The following is a 16,815-nucleotide window of genomic DNA, read 5'->3' as shown; positions in this document are numbered from 1 at the left end:
TGGCCGGTGCCGATTCCCGGCCAGAGCAACACATGTGACCGGTCGGCCCCAGAACGATCTTCTCCAGCGGCTCAGCCGCCCGGATTTCGAACTGCTCGCGCCGCACCTCCAGCAGGTCGAACTCGAGGCGAGCCACATCCTGCATCACGCCGGCGACGAGGTCACGGCGGTCCATTTTCCCTGCCGCTCGACACTCGTGTCGTTCGCCGTGCCGGTCGAGGACGATCGCGAGGTCGAAAGCCTGCTGGTCGGGCGCGAGGGCGCGGTGGGCATTGCCGCCGGCCGCAGTGCCTCGCTGGCCTATTCGCGCATCGTCGTGAAGCTGGGCGGCACCCTGGTGCGGCTGCCGCCGCGGGCTCTCGAGCAGGCCCAGCAGAGGTCGGCCACGCTACAGCAGGTGTTCTCGCGCTACGCCGACTGCCAGTTCGCGCAGCTGCTCCAGACCGCGGCCTGCAATGCCGCACATTCGATCGAGCAGCGCGCCGCCAAGTGGATCATCTCGGCGCAGGAGCACGTCGGCGGCCCCCAGATCCCACTCACCCACGAGCAGCTTGCCGGCATGCTCGGCGTCTCCCGCAGCTATGCCAGCCGCGTCATCCAGATGTTCAAGGCGAGGCGGATCCTCGCGACACGCCGTGGCGCCATCCTGATCCTCGACGCGCCGGCGCTTGAAGCCAGAGCCTGCCGTTGCAACGATTGGGTGAAGAAGCATTTCGACGAAGTGCTCGGCGCGCGGCAGCTGCCAGTAGCTGACACATTGCGGCCTCACGCGCGCGGCGGCGACTGACGCTTGAGGTGCAGATAGGTCGGACTGAAGCCTCCGAGCCGCTGCAGTTCGCGCCATTTCAGGACGATCAGCTCGCTGTCGCGCAAGTCCATGGTCCCGCTCCGCCTGAGGTCGGCGAGCGTCCGGTTCACCGTCGCGATCGCCATGCCCAGCGTCTCGCCGAGCTGCGCCAGGCTGATCGGCAGACGGCAGCGATTGCCGCGAACGAGCTGCGCGGCCCGCGCGCGGTAGAACAGCTCGCAGAACAGGTGTGCCATGCGCGTGTGCATCGGCCGGGCGCTGTTGTTGGTGATGGCCTCGCGAAAGATCGCGGCATCGAGCAGGGTCTCGCGCCAGACCGAGAGCGCGAAGGTCGGCCGCCGACGGAACGCGTTGAGCAATTCGCGATGCGGGATGAAGGCCACCGAGGCGGGCCCGAGGGCGCAGAGGCCGTGGTCCATCTGGTCGATGAACAAGCCCTGGGAATCCGGCAGATCGCCGGACAGATGGAACGCGAGATATTGCCGCCGGCCGCTGTCGAGCAGATGGTAGCGCGCGATCATGCCGGAGACGACCAGCGCCGAATGCTCGGGCTCGTCACCCTGACGGATGAAATCCTCGTTCGGCGCGAACTCGCGCTGCACAAAGGTCAGCCCGCGAATTTCGGCGACATCCTCCTGTGCGAGCGCGGTGTGCTCGCCCAGGTTCCGGATCAGCACGTCATGGGCTTTTTCCATGTGTCCCGTTCCATGTGTCCCGCCAAAAATCCTGCCGGTTCGATCAAATGATACATCCGGCCCGTTTCCAGCCGACTAGAACGCTGGTCGGAAGCACAGGTTGCTACCGGTTTGCGACGGTACAGGGTCGCAGCCCCACCGTCCTCGATCGCATACTGCGCCCGCCCTTCGCATGAGCCCCACGACGATCTTGAAGCGCATTCGCCACCTGTTCGCATCGGATTCGGGCGAGCACCTGGACAGTATCAGCCATGCCTTCCTGCAAGGCAGGTTGAAGGAGCCGGCGCAGCCGATGTCGGATCAGGAGCTTGCGCGCGCCATCCGCGAGTTCCAGGCGGTTCCCGTCTCCGATTGGACCATCGCAAAACTCTCCCAACGCCTGCTCGACCCGGCGATGCCGCGTGACGAGTGAAACACCTCCTGCTGTCCATGCCGCACCCGAAGTTCATCGCTCATCTCCAGGCGATTGTAGGCCTCTCAGAAGACGAACGCCGCCAGATCGCTGGCCTGCCGTCCACGCTCCGTCAGGTTTCGGACGGCGAGATCGTGCTGCGCCAGGGTGAAGATGCCTCTCGCTGCGTTTTCGTCGTCAGCGGCTTTCTCTACCAGGCTCGCATCGTCGGCGATCGCAGCCAGATCCTCGCCTTCCACGTTCCGGGCGACATGCCGTGCCTGCACACGCTGCTGGTCTCGCCGATGGATGCGGACCTCGTCGGTCTCGGCCCCACCATCGTCGGCTACGTCGCACACAGCCAACTCAAGCAGCTGCTTGACGGCTCCATTCACCTGACCCGCGCGTTCTGGCGCGAGACGCTGATCGATGCGGCGATCTCGCGACAATGGATCGCGCGCCTCGGCGCACAGGCGGCACTGCCGAAGGTAGCGCATCTGATCTGCGAGCTCGCCGCAAGGCTGGAGGTCGTGGGCCTCGTCAAGAACCGCCGCTTCCAGATGCCGATGACGCAGCGGCATGTCGCCGACGCCTGCGGATTGTCGATCGTCCACGTCAATCGCACCATCCAGGAGCTGAGAGGCCGCCGATTGATCGCCTGGGAGGGAAGCGAGATCGAGCTGTTGCAACCCGACGAGCTCCGCGCGCTCGCGGATTTCACGCCGGATTATCTGACCTGACCGAGGCGGGCAACTCGGGAGACGCGCCGGGGTCTGTACAAATGCCGCACCGCTTTTCGCCGGCGCGCGGGACTGCTAGACTGACGCCATTATTTGGGGAATTTTGATGCGCGCGAGGATTTTCAATCGCGTCCCGGGGCTGGCGACGCTGGTCGCGGCCCTGCTCGTCGTCGCCACGCACCCTGCATCGGCCGAGAAGCGCATCGCGCTCGTGGTCGGCAACTCCGCCTACAAGAACATCACGCCGCTCGACAATCCATCCAAGGACGCGAGCCTGATGGCGGAGACGCTTGGCCTGCTCGGCTTCACGCTGGTCGGAGGCCGCGCCCAGCTCGATCTCGACAAGGGCGCGATGGACCTGGCGGTGCAGAGCTTTGGCCGGCAGGTGCAGGGCGCCGACGTCGCGCTGTTCTATTATGCCGGCCACGGCGTGCAGGTCTCGGGCGCCAACTACCTCGTGCCGGTCGGCGCCAATCCGACGCGCGAGGCCGACGTCGACTTCCAGATGACCGACGTCAACCTCGTGCTGCGCCAGATGCAGGGATCGGGCACGCGCCTCAACCTCGTGATCCTGGACGCCTGCCGCAACAACCCTTTCGGCTCGCGCGGCCTGCGCGCCTCCGATGGCGGTCTCGCGCAAATGCGCGCGCCCGAGGGCACGCTGATCTCCTACGCAACGCAACCCGGCAACGTCGCCCAGGACGGCAGCGACGGCCACAGCCCCTACACAAAAGCATTGGCCGCGACGGTCCGGACCGCGGGCCTCGACGTGTTCCAGACCTTCAACCAGGTCGGCCTCGCGGTGAAGCGCGCCACCTCCGGCGCGCAGCAGCCCTGGGTGTCGTCCTCGCCGATCGACGGCACCTTCTATTTCGTACCCCCGACGCAAACCGCCCCGCCGCAGGTCGCAGCGATGCAGCCTGATCCTTTGCCGGCGGATCGGCTGCGCGCCGATCCGGACCGCGTCCCCTTACGCGATGCCGCCCTGCTGAGCGAGCTCAGCGAGCGGCTCTACGAGCTCAATTTCGATCCTGACAGCCCTGATGGAATGACCCGCGCGATCACGAAGCTCCAGCAGCGGATTTCCATGGCCCCGACGGGCGAAGCCACCGAAGGCCTGCTGCTGCGGATGCGCAAGATGGAGGATCTGAAGCCATGGGGCTCGATCGTCTACGGGCCCGACGGCAGCAAATGGGGCATCTCCTGGAACCACGCCTCGCGGCGCGCGGCGGTGGCGGATGCGCGCGGCAATTGCGCCGGCGCCAAATGTCCGATCGAGCTGTCCTTCTATGGCAACCGCTGCGGCGCGTTCGCGATCTCCGACAAATCCTGGTCGCTGGTCCAGCGCGACAGCGTGCAGCGCGCGAAAGACGCCGCGCTTGACGAATGCGGCAAGGCTGGCAAAGCTTGCCGCATTATCGGTTCCGTCTGTGCCGACGGCTCCGGCCGCTGATACGATTTTCATTTGGATTTTTGCTCATGCGCAATGCCGTCATCCCCGCGATTGCCCTGGCCTTATTCCTGTCCGTCACCGTCGCTCCACCGTCCGCCGTTGCGCAATCCGGCAGCGCCGGCGGCTCGATCGGCAATGACGAGAAATCGCTGTCCGGCTCGCGATCGGATCGTTCCGCCGAGCCGGCGCCCTCGGCGCGTCGCAGCAAGCCGGCTGAGGAGCCGCGCAGCTCCTCGCGACGCGGCGGTGGTGGTGGCGGTGGCGGGAGTTTCGACGGCGCCTGGATGGTCGTCAGCATCGGCTGCGGCGGCACCACGTCCGGCGCGGTCGTGGTCTCCTCAGGCAAGGTCATAGGCCAAGGCGTCACGGGTACCGTCAGCGCGAGCGGCGCGGTCAGCACGTTCGGTCAAGGCGATGGCGTGACCTTCACCGGCTCCGGCCGCCTCGCTGCCCGCAGCGGCTCCGGATCCTTCCGCCGCTCGGACGGCTGCGGCGGAACCTGGACTTCGACCAAGCAATAGCACCGAAAAAGTCTGATTCCGCGGCGGAACGAACGCCGCGCAGGCCCGATTCAGGCCACATCCTCTCCGGATTTGCGGCTCATTGCCACCCAAGTCTTTGACGACAAAGGGAAGGTAACGAGTTGCGTCATGCGTAATCGGGAGACCAGGATGGGCAACCGCACCGCAAAATTCTTATCTGCCCTCGTAGGCAGCATCATTGCCGGCGCGCCACTTGCCGCCGTGTCGCAGAATGCAACGACGCCACCGAGCACGGCAAATGCCGCGAGCGACTGCCTTGGCTCGCCAAAGGGCGCCGCCCCGCAGGGCCAGCATTGGCATTATCGCCTCGAGCGCGCGACCAAGCGGCAGTGTTGGTATCTGCGTGCCGAAGGCGGCAAGGCCACTCAAACCGCACAGGCTGCGCCCGATACGCCTGCAGCGGATTCAGCGGTGCCGCAGCAGCACTCGGTCCAGGACGCGCGCGCCGAATATCTGACGCCGCAGAGCATCGCCACTGTGAAGACGCCTGCACAGGCGGGACCGGCGCCAACGCAACAGGCTGCGAGCCCCTCCGCCGACGTCAACGCTCAGCAGCCCGCCGTCGCCGGGCGCTGGCCCGACGCCTCCACGGCGTCCGCCGCGCCCACAGAGCAGCCGTCGCCTGCGCCTGTCGCGGTCGCCGCGCAGTCCACCGCGAAGCCGGCGAAGTCCCCTGCTCCGATTGTACTGGCCGCGGCAGACAGCACCGCCGACAAGCAGACCGGCTCGCTTCAGATGCTGCTGCTCGTGATCGGCGGCGCGCTGACGCTTGCCGGCATCCTCGCCAGCCTCGTCTACCGCTTCGCCGGTGGACGCATCCGCGTCCAGGCCGCCGACCAGCGCCGCGTCAACTGGGACAATTTTGAGCCGCACGATCACGACGATGGCCGTGCGCCCTGGCTCAACGCGTCGCCGCACGCTCGGCAGCCGCGCCCGGTGGATTTCGATGCCGTGCGTCCGCAGGCAGCCCAGCTCAAGACCGCGCAGCTCGCCGCAATCGATCGCGAGATTGATGTGATCGACAAGCGCGTCCCGCAAGCGCACGAAGATACCGCAGAGCTCGACGACGCGGATATCTTCAACGGAGAATTCCAGATCGAGGCCGCGCCGCGGCTCGCGGCCAACGAGGTCGATGACGAAGAGCCGGCCGATCGCGATGAGGATGCGGGAGTCGAGGACGCCATCGACGTCGACGTGATCACGACGATGCTGGAACGGCTGGCGAAGGACGGCCCGCGGCTGACGAAATCAGCTATTTCTCAAGCTGGTTCCGCAGCGCCCGAACGAAGCCTTCAAGACCGACCTGGCGTTCGCGCTTAAGCTGCTCGGCCCGGAGGATGGACCGCACGGCTTCGAAGGCGATACCAATGTTATCATTGACGACGATGTAATCGTAGGCGTCGAAATGGCTCATTTCGTCGCCTGCTTTTTTCATACGGCCGCGGATGACCTCATCCGAATCTTGTGCGCGCGTATGCAGCCGCTGCTCGAGGGCGGCAACCGAAGGCGGCAAGATGAATACGCTGACGACATCCTTGCCCGAGCCATCGCGAAGCTGCTGTGTCCCTTGCCAGTCGATGTCGAACAACACGTCATTCCCCGACGCAAGCGCCGCCTCGACCGGAGCACGCGGCGTACCGTAACGATTCCCGAACACGTGCGCCCATTCCAGGAGCTCGCCTTTCTCCACCATCATCTCAAAGCGTTTCTGATCGACGAAGAAATAATCCTTCCCGTCGACCTCGCCCGGCCGCATCGGCCGCGTTGTCGCCGAGATTGACATCTGGAGACCTGGCGTCTCTGCAATCAACATGCGCGACAGCGTCGTCTTGCCCGCGCCCGACGGCGAGGACAGCACGAACATCAATCCGCGCCGCTCGACACCATCAGTTCCGTGACCGCCAATCGTCATCGATCACTCCAGATTCTGGACCTGCTCGCGGAACTGCTCGACCACGTTCTTCATGGCGAGCCCCGTATTGGTCAGCTCGATGTCGTTCGACTTCGAGCAACAGGTGTTGACCTCGCGGTGAAACTCCTGCGCCAGGAAGTCGAGCTTGCGCCCGACCGGGCCGCCCTTGCCGATCAGCTCGCGCGCCTGCGCGATGTGCGAGGCGATGCGGTCGAGTTCCTCGCGGATGTCGGCCCTGGTCGCGATCAGGATCGCTTCCTGCATCAGGCGGTCGGAATCGAAACGGTCGGAGGTGTCGAGCAGGCTCGCGATCTGCTCGGCGAGCCTCGCCTTGATCGCCTCGGGCTTGCGGCCGGGCGCGGCCTCCGCCTTCTTGGCCAGCTGCTCGACCTCGTCGACGCGCTGGATCAGGATCTGCCCGAGCGAGCTCCCCTCACGCTTGCGCATCTCGACGAGTTCGGCGAGCGCCTTGTCGAAGGCGTCCGCGGCGGCGGCGCGCGCGGCCTTGTCCTCCTCCTCGTCGCCCTCGGGCTCGGCGACCTCAATGACACCCTTGATGGCCAAAAGCCCGTCGACGCTCGGCGCGACCGCATCGACCTTGCCGGCGATCACGGCGGCGGCCTTGAGCACGGCGTTGAGCACGTCCTCGTTGACGCGGACGCTGGTGGCCGCATTGGCGCGCTTGACGGTCAGATTGGCGTAGACGGTGCCTCGCGAGAGCAGCTCGGCGGCGCGTTTCTTGGCATGAGCCTCGAGCTCGTCGAACCCCTGCGGTAGCCGCACCCTCAGATCAAAGCCCTTGGCGTTGACCGACTTCAATTCCCATTCGAACGTATACGGCCCACTCGCGCCGTGGATTCGGGCAAAGCCGGTCATGGACGACAACGCCATCAGGTCAATTTCTCCAGAAGCACGGGATTCGCGCGGCCATCAAGCCACGCGAATCTTAAGACTATTTTGCAGGAAAATGTAATCCGCAAAGTCCCGCGGGGCAGGTCTGCGCGCAGGCCTAGCGCTGCACCACCGGGGGCGAGGCCTGCACCGCGCCTTGGCGGGCCGGCGGCGGACCCGCGGGGCGAGCGGCCGGCGGCTTTTTCTGCTGGTTGGGCCGCGCCGGCGTGGTCGCCGTCGGCGTATCGGCGGCACCGGGCGCGGCGGCGGCCGGCGGCTGCGCGTCCTCGGCCGGCTCGACCGTGTCGTTCTGGATCTGCTTTTCCATCGCGCGCAACTTGGCGACGTTCTTCTGATGCGCGTCGTAGGTCTCGGTGAAGGAATGCCCGCCGGTACCGTCCGCGACGAAATAGAGGTCGCGGGTGCGGGCCGGGTTGGCGGCAGCCTCAAGCGAGGCGCGGCCGGGGTTTGAGATCGGGCCCGGCGGCAGGCCTTCGATGACATAGGTGTTGTAGGGCGAGGGCTGCGTGATTTCGCTGCGCTTGATCGGACGGCCGAGCGTGCCCTTGCCGCCAACGAGGCCATAGATGATCGTGGGATCGGACTGCAGCTTGATCCTCTGCTTCAGGCGATTGACGAACACCGCGGCGACGCGGCTGCGCTCGTCCGGCTTGCCGGTCTCTTTCTCGACGATCGAGGCCAGCGTCACCAATTGCTCCGGACTCTTGACCGGAATGTCCTGACTGCGGCGCTCCCAGATCTCGGTCAGCACGCGCTTGTGCGCCTGCTGCATGCGCTGGATTACCTGATCGCGCGGGGTGCCGCGCGGGAACTTGTAGGTCTCGGGCAGCAGCGTGCCTTCGCGCGGCAGCTCACGCACGCTGCCGGTGAAGATGTCGTTGTCGGACAGGCGCGCCACGATCTGCTCGGAGGTCAGCCCTTCTGGAATCGTCACGGCATGCTGCACCACCTTGCCCTCAACGATGGTGGCAATGACGTCGCGCAAGGATGCGTTTTTCTGGAACGAGTATTCACCGGGCTTGAGGTCCGAACTCGCCTTCAACGCAGCGACGCTGGCAATGAACGCCCACGGATTGACGTCGGTCACGCCTTCCCGGTTCAGCGTCTCGGCGATGTCGCGCTTGCCGGCGCGCTGCGGGATGTTGACGATCTTGTCTTCCTTCAGCGGTCCCGGCGCCTCGAGCACCTGTCGGCCGTAATAGTACACGCCGCCCGCACCGATCATCGCAATCAGCAGCAGGGTGATGATGGCGTTGCCGACGATCACGAAGGGATTGCGCGCGCGGTCCGATCGCTTCGGCGGCGGCGGGACCTGCTCGGGCTCGAGCGCTGCCCGCGGGCTCCGGGGCGAAATGGGCGGCCTTTCACTCATCGAAGCAACCTGAATCCTGCCGGTTCAAATGCGACCCGACAATCGCTTGTCTGGCCAAGTACACGCGCCCACTTCCATGACTATCGCCGAATACGGCAAAACGGTGGATTCGTCGCAAACACAAACTATTGGACCGGACGCCGGAAGATCACCGACGCGTTGGTACCGCCAAAACCGAAAGAATTCGACAACGCGACGTTGACCTCGCGCTTCTTCGCCTTGTGCGGCACGAGATCGATCGCAGTCTCTACCGACGGATTGTCCAGGTTGATGGTCGGCGGCACGACATTATCGCGAATCGCGAGAATGGCGAAGATCGCCTCGATCGCGCCGGCCGCGCCCAGGAGGTGACCGGTCGACGACTTGGTCGAAGACATCGCGACCTTGGAAGCGGCATTGCCGAGCAGACGTTCGACCGCACCGAGCTCGATCTCGTCACCGAGCGGTGTCGAGGTGCCGTGCGCGTTGATGTAGTCGAGATCGGACGCGGTAAGGCCGGCGCGCTTGAGCGCCGCCGCCATGCTGCGGAAGCCGCCGTCGCCATCGGGTGACGGCGAGGTGATGTGGTAGGCGTCGCCCGAGAGACCGTAGCCGATCACCTCGGCATAGATCTTGGCGCCGCGGCGTTTGGCGTGTTCGAGCTCTTCCAGGACCAGAACGCCGGCGCCCTCGCCCATCACGAAGCCGTCGCGGTCCTTGTCGTAGGGGCGCGAGGCCTTCTCGGGCGTTTCGTTGAAGGCTGTGGAGAGCGCACGCGCGGCGTTGAAGCCGGCAATGCCGATGCGGCCGATCGGCGATTCCGCGCCGCCGGCAACCATGACGTCGGCATCGCCGAGCGCGATCAGGCGGGCGGCATCGCCGACCGCGTGAGCGCCGGTCGAGCAGGCCGTGACCACCGAATGGTTCGGCCCCTTCAGCCCATGCTTGATCGAGACATAGCCGGAGGCGAGATTGATCAGGCGTCCCGGAATGAAGAACGGCGAGACCCGGCGTGGCCCGCGTTCCTTCAGCAGGACCGCAGTTTCTGCAATGCCGTTGAGGCCGCCGATGCCGGACCCAATCATGGTGCCGGTGGCGCATTTGTCCTCTTCGGTCTCGGGATGCCAGTTGGCATCGTCGAGCGCCTGGCCGGCTGCGGCCATGCCGAAGATGATGAAGTCGTCGACCTTGCGCTGGTCCTTCGGCTCCATCCAGATATCGGGATTGAAAGTGTCGTTGGTACCGTCGCCGCGCACGACCGTGCAGCCGATCTTGGTCTGAAGATCGGAGACATCGAAGCTCTCGATTTTGCGTGCGCCACTTTGGCCGTCGAGGATGCGTTTCCAGGTCGGCTCGACACCGCAGCCGAGTGGCGAAACCATGCCAAGACCCGTGACGACAACCCGCCTCATATCCGAAAACTCCGCATCGAAACATTCACGGCCAATAACAAGAAACCGGCTGACCGCTGTTGGGCGGTCCGTCCGGTTTCAATGTTGTCCCCGCGAAAATGAAGAGCCTTAGCTCTTCGCGTTCTTCTCGAGAAACTTGGTGGCGTCGCCGACGGTGAGAATCGTTTCCGCAGCATCGTCCGGAATCTCGCAACCGAATTCCTCTTCGAACGCCATCACCAGCTCGACGGTGTCCAGACTGTCGGCGCCGAGGTCGTCGATGAAGCTCGCAGCATCGACAACCTTCTCGGGTTCAACACCAAGGTGTTCGACCACGATCTTCTTAACCCGCTCGCCAATCTCACTCATTGCATAACCTCGTGTTGTTCCCTGTAGACCCGACCCCCCGGGACGATACGAGCCGTCGTGGTCGTTGACTGCCTTCGCTTACGAACTTTGATTTGGCCCCACCCTAACCGATGCAGGCCCGGCGAATGACGGCCAAGGCTCCGCATCGCCAATATACAGGGTTTCAAAAACCTGCAATGGCGTTCTTTGCCCATCCGTTGAAGGTCCGGTTATCATACTTCAATTGCGTTGACTACAAGCCTCATTTCGCTCCGGAAACGGCCGTTTGCCGCATTCCGCGCCGCCAGGGGGCGGTGCGGCATGAGGCGTCAGATCATGGCCATGCCGCCGTTGACGTGGATGGTTTGGCCGGTGACATAGGCTGCTTCGTTCGAACTCAGGTAGACGGCGGCCGCCGCGATGTCCTCTGGCGTGCCCAGGCGATTGGCCGGAACCTTGGTCAGAATCGTTTCGCGCTGCTTGTCGTTGAGCGCATCGGTCATCGGCGTCTTGATGAAGCCGGGCGCGATGCAGTTCGCGGTGACGCCGCGCTTGGCGTATTCGGCACCCAGCGTCTTGATCATGCCGATCAGGCCCGCCTTCGACGCGGTATAATTGCCCTGTCCCGGATTGCCAGTGACGCCGACCACCGAGGTGATGGCGATGATGCGGCCGAAGCGCTTGCGCATCATCAATTTGGTGGCGGCGCGGGCAAGCCGGAAGGTCGAGGTCAAATTGATGTTGATGACCTCCTCCCAGTCCTCGTCACGGAGCTGCACGAAGAGGTTGTCGCGGGTGATGCCGGCATTGGCGACGAGGATGTCGACCTGTCCCATCGCCGCTTCCGCAGCGGGCACCAGCGCCTCGACCTCTTCGGCCTTGGAGAGATTGCAGGGCAGCACATGGGTGCGCTCGCCGAGCTTGCCGGCAAGCTCATCCAGCACTTCCTTGCGCGTCCCTGATATCGCGACGGTGGCGCCCTGCGCGTGCAGCGCCTGTGCGATCGCGCCGCCGATGCCGCCGGTTGCGCCGGTAACGAGCGCCTTTTTGCCAGTCAGATCGAACATCGATAACTCCTCCAAGGCACGATCCGGAAAAATGCGCAGCGGTTCTCCGAAAGGATCGTGCGTCAACTAAAGAACTCGATCGCGACGACGAATCATCGCGCCTCAGGCCTGCTTCGCAGCGGCCAATGCATCCTTGGCGGCAGCAATGTCGTTGGGACCACCGACCGCAACGCCGACGGCACCGTCCGCAATACGCTTGACGAGGCCGGTCAGCACCTTGCCGGCACCGATCTCGAAGAAACGGGTGACGCCCTGCCCCGCCATATAGGCCACCGACTCGCGCCAGCGCACGGTGCCCGTGACCTGCTCGACCAGGCGGCGGCGGATCTCGTCGGGATCGGTGATCGCGCTCGCCAGCACGTTCGACACCAGCGGGGCCGCCGGCGCCTTGATCGCGACCCGGGCCAGCGCCTCTGCCATCGCGTCCGCAGCCGGCTGCATCAGCTTGCAATGGAACGGTGCGGACACCGGCAGCAACATTGCGCGCTTGGCGCCCTTGGTTTTGGCGATCTCGACGGCGCGATCGACCGCGGCCTTGTCGCCGGAGACGACCACTTGCCCGCCGCCATTGTCGTTGGCGGCCTGGCAGACCTGCCCCTGAGCGGCCTCGTCGGCCACCGCCACGGCGGCCTCGTAGTCGAGGCCGAGCAGAGCGGCCATCGCACCGACGCCGACCGGCACGGCCTTTTGCATTGCGAGACCGCGGATGCGAAGCAGCCGCGCGGTGTCGGAAATCGTCAGGCTGCCTGCCGCGGCCAGCGCCGAATATTCACCGAGCGAGTGGCCGGCGACGAAGGCCGCATCCCGCCCGACGGAAAACCCGGCTTCGGCCTCCAGCACGCGCAGGGTGGCGACAGACACGGCCATCAGGGCCGGCTGGGCGTTTTGGGTGAGCTGGAGGGTTTCGGCCGGACCATCCCAGATGGTCGCCGTCAGCTTCTCCCCCAGCGCGGCATCGACCTCGTCGAACACGGCGCGCGCCACCGGAAAGGCATCCGCCAAGGCCTTGCCCATGCCGACCGCCTGGGAACCCTGCCCCGGAAATGTGAATGCTGCCGTCATCGGGGCTCCCTGCTTGTCGGGCGTGATCTCTGCGAGAACCGGCAGCCGATTACGCACGGCCGTAGGCCATGGTTCCGGATCATGCTCCAAAGGGGGCCGTAGACACTGTCCGGGGCCGGAATGTCAAGCCAAGATAGGAACTTCGATCAGCCTTCAACTGATGAGACGGGTCCCTAGAATCCGCCGGCCGTCTGGTTGGCGTCGACCTCGGACCCCGCTTGCGCGCGGCGCGCGCTGTTGACCAATTGCCCCGGGCGGTCATCGCGGTTCGGCTTCGCGGTCGCAAGCCGCAGCACGGCCGCGTAGCTCGGCTGCACCTCCATGCGGCTCGCGTGTCGGCTCTGGCTCAGCAAGCGATGAACCTTGGGCAGATTGTAGCAGGGCACGTAGAACAAGAGATGATGTTCGAGGTGGTAGTTGACGTAATACGGCGCGATGAACAGACGCTCGAGGAAATTGGCGTAGGTGGTGCGGGTATTGCGCAAGGGATCGCTGCTGTCGGGCACGACCGCGTGCTCGGCGATGTTGCGGATGCGGGTGATCACCATCATCCAGGTCAGGAGCGGCACCAGCCATAGCAGCGGATAGGCCCACCACACGCCGGCCGCCGTGAGCGCTGCGAACATCGCGCCATTGACCAGACATTGCGGGCCGAGCTTCTCCCAAAAATGCGCCGCGCGCTGTCGCAACGGCCAGTCCTTCGGCCCCAGCGCATTGAGCAACTGCGCCTTGCGCTGCTGGTAGCCGGTCTGCCCGGTGAGATCGCGAATGAACTTGCGGCGATAGCTCAGCTTCGTGATCGGAAACGGCGCCGACAGCACGAGATCGGGATCGTCCTCCTGCTGCGTGCGCGCATGATGCTGAAGGTGATAGCGCCGGTAGCTGCGCGTCTCCGCAAACAGAGGATAGGCGCAGAACCACTGGCTTAGAGTCAGATTGGTTTTCTCGTCGGCGGACAGGCAGCCATGCGCGCCGTCATGCATCAGGATCGCGAGCCCGAGCTGGCGCGAGCCGATGATGGCGACGGCGAAGATATAGGTGATCGGATTGGGCCACCACGCGACCAGAGCAATTGCCGCAATGATGAGCGCCCAGGCGTGCGCGATCAGCGCGACGCCTTTCCAGGTCACGCGCTGGCGCACGTCGGCAAGTTGGTCGTCGGTCAGGAAATCGCGGGCACGCATGCGAAGCGCAGTCATGGCCTAACTCTCCTCATTCGAATTGCTCGATGCGTCGCGCGCGTCGACGAGGCGCAGGCGCGCCGCGTCATGATTGGATTTCGCCTGTTCACCCAGCACGCGCAGCATCTCGGCGCACAGCGCCTCGGGCGAACGGCCCATCGCGTAGCCCTCGAGGATGACGCCGATCGCGACGGCCCAGAACCGCCGCGAACTCTCATCGGGCGCGCGCAGGGAGCGCCAGCCGTGCCGCGCGACCTGGCTCGCATAGGCTCGCGCACCCTCGCTGTGCAGGCGCTCGATGGTGCGCTCGACCAGCGGCGCGAGATCCTGGCGCCGCCGCGTCAGCGTCAGCGCCTCGGCGAAGAAGGTCACCGAATCGCTTGCCGTGACTGTCTCGGCCAGCGCGTGGGTATAGTCCTGCGGCGTGCGCGCCTTCAGCGCCGCCTGCTCGGTCGCTCGCGCCAGGTACAGCAGCTCGCGGCAGGCGCATTCGACGAACAGCGCCTCCTTGGTGCGGAAGTAATAGGTGATCTGGCTCGGGAACGCGTTCGCAGCGGCTGCGATGTCGGTGATCGCCGTGCCCGACAGCCCCCGCTCCCGAAACAGCGGGCTCGCGGCATCCAGCAGCAGCGAGCGCATTTTGCGGCCGGCCGACCGCGTGGCGCGGGTGGCGTGCTTGGGGTCGCCTGCCATCTCGAGCGGCTCCTGGGCCGACTTTTCTGCCATTGGGGTTCGCTCCCGTCAGATTTGTTTGTATGATATACAAACAAACAAATCAAGCCGGTATGGTGGTCCGCGGGGGATCCAGCCGCCCGCATCGGGACCGTCCGCGCTAAAACGCCGACTGCAACCTGCCAGAAACCTTGCCAAGTCAGCCGAAATCCGTATAACGCGCCCATCCGCAGACCCCGGCCGGGAGCTGAACGGACGGTCTCAGCAAATCATTCGTGATTTTGGTGTGGCAGGGCCAGTCGACCCGTCGTCCCGTGTTTCCGCCTTCTGAGCTTAATCCCAGAGTCCTTTCCGAAGGCCTCTTAAGGGCTTGACGCCGGGCGATGCGCCAACATGAGGAAAGGACTTCCATGGCTCTCTATGAGCATGTTTTTCTCGCGCGCCAAGACGCGAGCACGCAGCAGGTCGAAGAGCTGACTGCGCAGATGACCGGCATCGTCGAGGGTCTCGGCGGCAAGGTCGTCAAGACCGAGAATTGGGGCGTGCGCTCCCTCACCTACCGCATGAACAAGAACCGCAAGGCGCATTTCGTGCTGCTCAACATCGACGCGCCGTCCGCGGCGATCGCCGAGATCGAGCGCCAGGAGCGCATCAGCGAAGACGTGATCCGCTATCTCAGCGTCCGCGTCGAAGAGCTCGAGGAAGGCCCGTCCGCGATGATGCGCAAGGCCGACCGTGACCGCGAGCGTGACGACCGTGGCGGCGGATTCCGTGGCGATCGCGAAGGCGGTGGCTTCCGTGGCGACCGCGAGGGTGGTTTCCGTGGTGGCGATCGTGAAGGTGGCGGCTTCCGCGGTGACCGCGGTCCGCGCCGTCCGCGCGAAGACGCTGAAACCACCACCACCACCACGACGGATGGGGAGTAAGAACAATGGCTGAAGCTGGTGCACGCCGCCCGTTTTTCCGTCGCCGCAAAAGCTGCCCGTTCACGGGCGCGAATGCTCCGAAGATCGACTACAAGGACTCCAAGCTGCTGATGCGTTACGTCTCCGAGCGCGGCAAGATCGTGCCGAGCCGCATCACCGCGGTGTCCGCGAAGAAGCAGCGTGAGCTTGCCCGCGCCATCAAGCGCGCGCGGTTCCTGGGCCTGCTGCCCTACGTCATTCGCTAAGACGAATTCGGCCGGCGGCGACATCGCCGCCGGCCGAACTACCTAGTTTCTCATAAGGCTTCCGGGTCGTCCGGTCGCCGATGGTTGGGGCGAGATGCCTCTAACCGCTCGAAGGGAGCGGGACAGCTGATGATGGCCTTTGGACTGATAGCCCTGATCGCCGGCGCTGCGTCGGCCCTGATGTTCGCCTCGATCGCTTCGGGCGCGCTGATCTCGCTCGTCCTGTTCTATCTCGCACCGCTGCCGCTGATGGTCGCTTCGATCGGCTGGGGACCGCTTTGCGCGAGCCTCGGTGGCATCGCCGCCGCGGTTGGCCTCGGCGCGCTGTTCGGCCTGCCCTACTGCATTGCCTTCGCCGTCACCGTCGCGTTGCCGGCTTGGTGGCTCGGCCATCTCGTCCTGCTCAGCCGGCAGGTCGGACCCGCCGCGCCGAAGCCCGCCGCAGAGCCGCCCACCGAGCCTGTGCTCGAGTGGTATCCGGTCGGCCGCATCCTGCTGTGGATCGCGGGCTTCGCCACACTGACCACGCTCGCGGCCCTGCTCACGCTCGGCACCGACGCCGAGACCATCACCGGCACGCTGCGCCGTGGCCTGATGCGCCTGCTCCGCGCCGCCGACCCGCAGACCTCCGGCGAAACCGACCAATTCGTCGACGCACTGGTGCGGATCGTGCCGGCCGCCGCCACCATCGTCGCGATGATGACGCTGACCCTCAACCTCTGGCTCAGCACCAAGGTGACGGCGACGTCGGGCCGGCTGCGACGCCCCTGGCCGGACCTGATGACGGCGGAGCTGCCACCGATGACGCTCGTGGCGCTCTGCATCGCGCTCGCCTTCTGCTTCACCGGCGGACTGCTTGCGATCGTGGCGCAGATCGCGGCGGCGGCGCTGATGATGGGATATGCGCTGACCGGCTTTGCCGTGCTGCACACGCTGACGCTGGCGCTGAAGAGCCGCACCTTCTGGCTCGGCTCGACCTACGCCGTCGTGGTCGTGTTCGGATGGCCCGTCATGGCGATGGTGATCCTCGGCCTCGCGGATGCCGTGTTCGGCCTCCGCGAACGCTTCCTTCGTACGCGCCAGCCACCGCCGCTGCCGACCTCTTGAGTTCAAATCCGA

General features: G+C 65.4%; 19 protein-coding genes. 9 read left to right on the top strand and 10 right to left on the bottom strand.

The window, feature by feature from the left end; genetic code table 11:
* The first annotated feature begins 34 nt into the window (after positions 1-34).
* Positions 35-787, top strand: a complete 753-nt coding sequence (locus tag AC0L3U_RS26235; RefSeq protein ID WP_473363760.1) for a Crp/Fnr family transcriptional regulator — start codon at positions 35-37, stop codon at positions 785-787.
* Here the strand turns inward: AC0L3U_RS26235 and AC0L3U_RS26230 are convergent.
* Positions 766-1,503, bottom strand: a complete 738-nt coding sequence (locus AC0L3U_RS26230; RefSeq protein WP_027517529.1) for a Crp/Fnr family transcriptional regulator — start codon at positions 1,501-1,503, stop codon at positions 766-768. The genes AC0L3U_RS26235 and AC0L3U_RS26230 overlap by 22 nt on opposite strands.
* A gap of 172 nt (positions 1,504-1,675) precedes the next feature.
* On the opposite strand from AC0L3U_RS26230, the gene AC0L3U_RS26225 reads away from it, so the two are divergent.
* From AC0L3U_RS26225 to AC0L3U_RS26205, 5 genes are all read left to right on the top strand, one after another.
* A complete protein-coding gene (locus tag AC0L3U_RS26225) occupies positions 1,676-1,915 on the top strand; it encodes a hypothetical protein (RefSeq protein ID WP_456764656.1) in 240 nt (79 codons plus the stop codon).
* Positions 1,912-2,634, top strand: a complete 723-nt coding sequence (locus tag AC0L3U_RS26220; protein WP_473363759.1) for a Crp/Fnr family transcriptional regulator — start codon at positions 1,912-1,914, stop codon at positions 2,632-2,634. The genes AC0L3U_RS26225 and AC0L3U_RS26220 overlap by 4 nt, the downstream gene beginning before the upstream one ends.
* A gap of 106 nt (positions 2,635-2,740) precedes the next feature.
* Positions 2,741-4,087: a caspase family protein gene (locus AC0L3U_RS26215; protein ID WP_473346356.1), complete on the top strand. Its 1,347-nt coding sequence runs from the start codon at positions 2,741-2,743 to the stop codon at positions 4,085-4,087.
* A 26-nt stretch (positions 4,088-4,113) separates the two neighbouring features.
* Positions 4,114-4,608, top strand: coding sequence for a hypothetical protein (locus tag AC0L3U_RS26210; protein ID WP_473363758.1), 495 nt, complete (start codon positions 4,114-4,116; stop codon positions 4,606-4,608).
* A gap of 150 nt (positions 4,609-4,758) precedes the next feature.
* Complete coding sequence (locus AC0L3U_RS26205; protein ID WP_473363757.1) at positions 4,759-5,949, top strand: hypothetical protein; 1,191 nt, start codon at positions 4,759-4,761, stop codon at positions 5,947-5,949.
* Here AC0L3U_RS26205 and gmk read toward each other — a convergent pair.
* From gmk to AC0L3U_RS26160, 9 genes are all read right to left on the bottom strand, one after another.
* Positions 5,882-6,541, bottom strand: coding sequence for a guanylate kinase (gene gmk / locus AC0L3U_RS26200; RefSeq protein WP_473363756.1), 660 nt, complete (start codon positions 6,539-6,541; stop codon positions 5,882-5,884). The genes AC0L3U_RS26205 and gmk overlap by 68 nt on opposite strands.
* Positions 6,542-6,544: 3 nt before the next feature.
* Positions 6,545-7,432 carry a YicC/YloC family endoribonuclease gene (locus AC0L3U_RS26195; protein WP_473363755.1) on the bottom strand — a complete coding sequence of 296 codons (888 nt, stop codon included), beginning with the start codon at positions 7,430-7,432 and terminating at the stop codon, positions 6,545-6,547.
* A 118-nt stretch (positions 7,433-7,550) separates the two neighbouring features.
* Entirely contained in the window at positions 7,551-8,825 is a 1,275-nt protein-coding gene (gene mltG / locus AC0L3U_RS26190) for an endolytic transglycosylase MltG (RefSeq protein ID WP_007609326.1), read from the bottom strand.
* A gap of 125 nt (positions 8,826-8,950) precedes the next feature.
* Positions 8,951-10,216 (bottom strand): beta-ketoacyl-ACP synthase II, encoded by a 1,266-nt coding sequence (fabF, locus tag AC0L3U_RS26185; RefSeq protein ID WP_456764663.1) that lies wholly within the window; start codon positions 10,214-10,216, stop codon positions 8,951-8,953.
* A gap of 108 nt (positions 10,217-10,324) precedes the next feature.
* Positions 10,325-10,564 carry an acyl carrier protein gene (locus tag AC0L3U_RS26180; RefSeq protein ID WP_006020277.1) on the bottom strand — a complete coding sequence of 80 codons (240 nt, stop codon included), beginning with the start codon at positions 10,562-10,564 and terminating at the stop codon, positions 10,325-10,327.
* A 308-nt stretch (positions 10,565-10,872) separates the two neighbouring features.
* A complete protein-coding gene (gene fabG / locus AC0L3U_RS26175; RefSeq protein WP_456764664.1) occupies positions 10,873-11,610 on the bottom strand; it encodes a 3-oxoacyl-[acyl-carrier-protein] reductase in 738 nt (245 codons plus the stop codon).
* A 102-nt stretch (positions 11,611-11,712) separates the two neighbouring features.
* On the bottom strand, positions 11,713-12,672 hold the full coding sequence (fabD, locus tag AC0L3U_RS26170) for an ACP S-malonyltransferase (RefSeq protein WP_473363754.1): 960 nt from the start codon (positions 12,670-12,672) through the stop codon (positions 11,713-11,715).
* 173 nt (positions 12,673-12,845) lie between these two features.
* The gene (locus AC0L3U_RS26165; protein ID WP_473363753.1) at positions 12,846-13,871 is read right to left on the bottom strand and encodes a fatty acid desaturase family protein; all 1,026 of its coding nucleotides are present in this window, start codon (positions 13,869-13,871) and stop codon (positions 12,846-12,848) included.
* 3 nt (positions 13,872-13,874) lie between these two features.
* Positions 13,875-14,579, bottom strand: coding sequence for a TetR/AcrR family transcriptional regulator C-terminal domain-containing protein (locus tag AC0L3U_RS26160; RefSeq protein ID WP_473363752.1), 705 nt, complete (start codon positions 14,577-14,579; stop codon positions 13,875-13,877).
* Between the two features lie 356 nt (positions 14,580-14,935).
* Between AC0L3U_RS26160 and rpsF the strand changes: the two genes are divergently transcribed.
* From rpsF to AC0L3U_RS26145, 3 genes are all read left to right on the top strand, one after another.
* On the top strand, positions 14,936-15,451 hold the full coding sequence (gene rpsF / locus AC0L3U_RS26155; RefSeq protein ID WP_275167216.1) for a 30S ribosomal protein S6: 516 nt from the start codon (positions 14,936-14,938) through the stop codon (positions 15,449-15,451).
* Positions 15,452-15,456: 5 nt separating this feature from the next.
* Positions 15,457-15,696, top strand: a complete 240-nt coding sequence (rpsR, locus tag AC0L3U_RS26150) for a 30S ribosomal protein S18 (protein WP_007592020.1) — start codon at positions 15,457-15,459, stop codon at positions 15,694-15,696.
* A 129-nt stretch (positions 15,697-15,825) separates the two neighbouring features.
* Entirely contained in the window at positions 15,826-16,803 is a 978-nt protein-coding gene (locus tag AC0L3U_RS26145) for a DUF2232 domain-containing protein (protein ID WP_247360586.1), read from the top strand.
* The last annotated feature ends 12 nt before the right edge of the window (positions 16,804-16,815 follow it).

The sequence above is a fragment of the Bradyrhizobium sp. Kon69 genome, from assembly GCF_055807515.1.
This window is presented reverse-complemented; position numbering and strand designations above follow the sequence as displayed.